General features: G+C 41.9%; 6 protein-coding genes. 3 read left to right on the forward strand and 3 right to left on the reverse strand.

Features of this window, described 5'->3' with window-relative positions:
* Nucleotides 1-36 precede the first annotated feature (36 nt).
* Both OQ5_RS19925 and OQ5_RS23350 read right to left on the reverse strand, forming a co-directional pair.
* Nucleotides 37-543, reverse strand: a complete 507-nt coding sequence (locus OQ5_RS19925; RefSeq protein ID WP_016775798.1) for a DUF1599 domain-containing protein — start codon at nucleotides 541-543, stop codon at nucleotides 37-39.
* A 12-nt stretch (nucleotides 544-555) separates the two neighbouring features.
* Nucleotides 556-693: a hypothetical protein gene (locus OQ5_RS23350; RefSeq protein WP_176694046.1), complete on the reverse strand. Its 138-nt coding sequence runs from the start codon at nucleotides 691-693 to the stop codon at nucleotides 556-558.
* 224 nt (nucleotides 694-917) lie between these two features.
* Between OQ5_RS23350 and folP the strand changes: the two genes are divergently transcribed.
* The 3 genes from folP to OQ5_RS0101550 are packed head-to-tail and all read left to right on the forward strand — an operon-like array spanning nucleotide 918 to nucleotide 3,452.
* Nucleotides 918-1,808, forward strand: a complete 891-nt coding sequence (gene folP, locus OQ5_RS0101540; protein ID WP_016775800.1) for a dihydropteroate synthase — start codon at nucleotides 918-920, stop codon at nucleotides 1,806-1,808.
* Nucleotides 1,795-2,574, forward strand: a complete 780-nt coding sequence (gene cdaA, locus OQ5_RS0101545) for a diadenylate cyclase CdaA (RefSeq protein WP_016775801.1) — start codon at nucleotides 1,795-1,797, stop codon at nucleotides 2,572-2,574. The genes folP and cdaA overlap by 14 nt, the downstream gene beginning before the upstream one ends.
* Nucleotides 2,575-2,597: 23 nt before the next feature.
* Complete coding sequence (locus OQ5_RS0101550; protein ID WP_016775802.1) at nucleotides 2,598-3,452, forward strand: TIGR01777 family oxidoreductase; 855 nt, start codon at nucleotides 2,598-2,600, stop codon at nucleotides 3,450-3,452.
* Nucleotides 3,453-3,674: 222 nt separating this feature from the next.
* Here OQ5_RS0101550 and OQ5_RS0101555 read toward each other — a convergent pair.
* Nucleotides 3,675-4,619 (reverse strand): phosphoenolpyruvate carboxykinase (ATP) (locus tag OQ5_RS0101555; protein ID WP_016775803.1); only part of this gene is annotated, 945 nt, incomplete at its 5' end.

Raw genomic sequence — 4,619 nt, forward strand, 5'->3', positions numbered from 1 at the left:
GGTTAGATATTTATCAATTAACTTTTAGGGAGAATATTACACTTTTTCATCCTCCGGAAATTCAAGTTTAATAAGGCCAAAAACCGCATAATTTATGATGTCCATGTAATTGGCATCTATTCCTTCCGATACCAGGGTTTTTCCCTGGTTATTCTCGATTTGTTTGGTGCGGTGTATCTTCATAAGAATCAGGTCGGTAAAGGAGCTGATGCGCATATTACGCCAGGCTTCATCATAATCGTGATTTTTGTCTGCCATCAGATTTTTGGCCTTGTAAATATGTTTATTGTAAAGTTCTAAGGCTTCATCGGCATTCATTGACGGATGATCGCAGGGGCCCAATTCAAGTTGTATAAGGCCCATTGTTGCATAATTGACGATCCCGATGAACTCGGAACGAATATCATCCTTGATTTTGGAAGTACCTTTTGTTTCAATGCTTCTGATGCGTTGGGCCTTGATGAAAATCTGGTCGGTCATGGAGCTGGGACGAAGAATACGCCATGCCGTTCCATAGTCTTTCATTTTTTTTTCTAAAAACATCACGGCACAGTTTTATGACATGCTCATATTGCTGATCTGTTTTTTCTGCCATATTGTTATTTTGAGGCGTAAAAATACAAAAAAGCGGTGGAACATACCGGCATTATCCGTGATTTTTACCGATATTTCCTGTGTTGATTTGTAATTCATAGGAAAAGCTTTTCGAAGTGTTACCTTTGAAAACATTCTTTTTTTAGCTTCTTTTGTTTACAAATAGTCCATTAAAAAGAGCCTAAACGCAGAAACGTAATGACGCAAAGTTTTTATTATGAGAGGTAGAGACGCCCAAATTGGGCGTCTTTACCTTACCAGACATCTGTAAAAGTTTAACGGAGTATTGTGTTTACGAATTGACCTTTTTTAGAAATAAGAAGATGAAGAATTTTGAAGTCGAAGACAGATTTTTGACATCGGCACTTTCAATAAATTGTCGTGGCAGGCTTGTTGATTTATCTGAACCTGTAGTGATGGGAATCGTCAATTTAACTCCCGATAGTTTTTATGAAGGCAGCAGAGCAACTTCTTTGGATAAGGTATTGTCACGTGTGGAACAAATTCTGGATGAGGGGGGAAGGATTGTAGATATCGGTGCCTGTTCAACCCGTCCAGGAGCCGACGACGTATCAGAAGAAGAAGAGGGGAACAGACTCTGGCCGGTTTTAAAAGCCGTTCGCGATCACTGGCCGGATATTTTGCTCTCTGTTGATACTTTTCGGGGGAAAATTGCGCAAAAAGCGGTGAATGATTACGGGGTGGATCTCATAAACGATATATCGGCCGGAATGTTGGATGCCTCGATGTTTGAAATCGTGGCCCGGCTGAATGTCCCGTATATACTGATGCACATGAAAGGCACGCCCGGGAATATGCAAAACAATCCTGTTTACAGAGATGTAACAGGGGAAGTTATATTGTTTCTGGCAGAAAAGGTTGATCAGCTCAGGGCTCTTGGAGTTTCCGATATTATTATTGATCCCGGATTTGGGTTCGGGAAAAATATTGAGCATAATTTCAGGTTGCTGAACGAACTTGAACAATTTAAGATGTTTGAGCTTCCTTTGCTGGTGGGCTTGTCGCGTAAGTCGATGATCTACAAATACCTGAGCAGTACTCCCGGAAATTCTCTTAATGGCACAACTGTACTGAATACCCTGGCATTGAGCCGGGGAGCTAATATTTTGCGGGTGCATGATGTGAAAGAAGCCGTAGAATGTGTTAAATTAGTGTCAAAAACTATAAAGCGGGATTTGTATGACATTTCTTGAGATACGGTTTATCGATCTTGTGGATATTTTTCTCGTAGCCTACCTGATGTTCAAGCTCTATAAGCTGATCAAGGGGACGGTTGCACTCAATATTTTCATTGGTATTTTCGCGTTTATTGTTTTCTGGCTTTTAATTAAGTCATTAAACATGGAGTTATCTTCAACCATTCTCGATAATTTCGTGAATGTAGGTGTTTTGGCTATTATCGTTGTTTTTCAGCAGGAAATAAGACGATTTTTACTGTTGCTCGGCAGCCGGTACAACTTGCACAATAAGTTTTCGTTTGAGCGCTTTTTTGAAGGCAAATCGGCAGGAATGATGAATATTTACATAAAGCCTGTTGTTCAGGCCTGTGAGGATTTTATGCGTTCCAAGACCGGTGCTTTAATTGTTATTACCAAGAATTCAGAATTGCTTGATTTTGTACATACCGGAGAACTACTTAATGCTGTTATTTCAAGGCGTCTGATTGAATCCATTTTTTTTAAGAACAATCCTTTACACGATGGTGCGGTGATCATTAACCGAAATAAAATAAAGGCGGCCGGTTGTATTTTGCCTGTATCCCAGAATATGGAACTACCCAAGCGTTTCGGACTGCGCCACCGGGCCGGTATGGGGATAACTGAGTCAACCGATGCTGTTGCCATTGTTGTGTCTGAAGAGCGTGGCCGAATCAGTTTTTTTCAGAATGGCAGAGGGGAGTATAACATTACGGTCGAAGAATTGGAAAAACGCCTCGAAGCTGCCGGATTAACCCGTTAAAAATTATAGTAAAAGAATTGTTTATGAATATAGCCATAAGTGGAATTTCAGGCCTGATAGGAAGTTTTCTTTCGGAACGTTTACTGAATAGAGGTGATTGTGTGGTAAGCCTGTCGCGCAATGATTTTCAGCAGGGCGAAAAGCATCTGACGGAAAAGCTCGATGGTGTTGATGCCGTGGTGCATCTGGCAGGTGCCCCAATTCTTAAACGGTGGACACCCAGATGGAAAGAGATTATTCGAAAAAGCCGAACGGAAACTACTTCCCTGTTGGTCGGAGCAATTAATAAAATGAGCGCCCCTCCTGAGATTTTGGTGTCTGCATCGGCAGTTGGGATTTATGATATTTACGAAGTTCATGATGAATATTCAACGAATTATGCCGACGATTTTCTTGCTAATGTTTGCAAGGAGTGGGAAGAAGAAGCCCTTAAAGTGAATGATTCGAAAGTACGGTTATGTATTACCCGCTTTGGCCTGGTTTTGTCTGAGCAGGCCGGGGCATTAAAACAGATGCTATTGCCATTTAAACTGGGATTGGGAGGGAAAATAGGTGACGGACTCCAGCCAATGCCCTTTATACATGTTGATGATTTGACCTCAGCGCTGGAGTGGCTTATTTCTTCAAAAGACAAAAAAGGAGTCTTTAATATGGTGGCTCCTCAAATGATTTCCAATTTGGAGTTTACAAAAGCGTTGGGTAAAGTCATAAAGCGTCCGGCTTTTCTGACTGTCCCCGAGTGGGGACTGAAACTTCTGTATGGTGATGCTGCGCAGGTACTGGTAAAGGGACAGAAGGTTGTGAGCAAGCGACTACAGGAGGGAGGCTTTCGTTTTACTTACACGGACATCCATTCTGCATTAGACAATTTATTGTAAGCTAATAAAAAAGGGACAGAATCTCAGAATGAGTCTGTCCCTTAAGTTTTAATGAGTCCACTCCTGAATATTTTTTTGCCAATTGTATGGTGCAGGGTGTTTTAAACTCTAATTAACAGCGGATTAATTCCGGTTCTAAAGTTCTCTGCATCTCCACTTTGACAAAATAAGCTCATTCGGAGCAGACGTTTTATTCGGTTATTGAACTTCGCAAACCTGATTTCAGCTCTCAACCTCTTCAAGTTGGGGACCGGCGGCTACAAGGGCTTTGCCTTCTTCATTGTCTGTATACTTTTCGAAGTTTTTGATAAACTTGGCTGCCAGGTCTTTGGCTTTCTCTTCCCATTTCTGTGGGTCATCGTATGTGTCACGAGGGTCAAGAATATTCGGGTCGACATTTTCGAGCGAAGTGGGAACTTCCAGATTAAAGATCGGAATTGTTTTTGTTTCGGCCTTCTCAATAGAACCGTCGAGTATCCGGTCAATAATAGCTCTGGTATCCTTAATAGAGATGCGTTTTCCGCTACCGTTCCATCCGGTATTTACCAGATATGCTTCTGCACCTGCAGCTTCCATTCTCTTGACGAGTTCTTCACCATATTTGGTTGGATGAAGTGAAAGAAATGCTTCACCAAAACAGGCTGAGAAAGTAGGAACTGGTTTTGTAATTCCCCGCTCGGTTCCTGCAAGTTTGGCTGTAAAACCTGAAAGGAAGTGATACTTGGTCTGTTCAGGTGTCAGTTTCGATACCGGAGGCATAACACCAAAGGCATCAGCAGTCAGGAAAATTACCTTCTTCGCATGGCCCGCTTTCGATACGGGTTTTACTATGTTCTTAATGTGATAGATCGGATAAGAAACCCTTGTATTTTCTGTTTTTGAAGAATCGGTAAAATCAATTTTGCCGTTTTCGTCAACAACTACATTTTCTAACAGCGCATCACGCTTGATGGCGTTATAGATATCGGGTTCAGCTTCTTTGTCGAGATTGATGGTCTTAGCATAACATCCGCCTTCGAAATTAAAGACTCCGTCATCATCCCATCCATGCTCATCATCACCTATAAGAGCTCGTTTGGGGTCGGTAGACAGGGTTGTTTTACCGGTTCCCGACAGTCCGAAGAAAATAGCCGTATCTCCGTCTTTTCCTACGTTTGCCGAACAGTG

The sequence above is a fragment of the Anaerophaga thermohalophila str. Valhall genome (assembly GCF_000250735.1).
Taxonomy (GTDB): Bacteria; Bacteroidota; Bacteroidia; order Bacteroidales; family Marinilabiliaceae; genus Anaerophaga; species Anaerophaga thermohalophila_A.

Excerpts from the sequence above, each read along its gene's own strand:
- OQ5_RS0101550 (WP_016775802.1), top strand. The coding sequence starts at position 2,598 with ATGAATATAGCCATAAGTGGAATTTCAGGCCTGATAGGAAGTTTTCTT.
- folP (WP_016775800.1), top strand. The coding sequence starts at position 918 with ATGAAGAATTTTGAAGTCGAAGACAGATTTTTGACATCGGCACTTTCA.
- OQ5_RS19925 (WP_016775798.1), bottom strand. The coding sequence starts at position 543 with ATGTTTTTAGAAAAAAAAATGAAAGACTATGGAACGGCATGGCGTATT.
- OQ5_RS23350 (WP_176694046.1), bottom strand. The coding sequence starts at position 693 with ATGAATTACAAATCAACACAGGAAATATCGGTAAAAATCACGGATAAT.
- cdaA (WP_016775801.1), top strand. The coding sequence starts at position 1,795 with ATGACATTTCTTGAGATACGGTTTATCGATCTTGTGGATATTTTTCTC.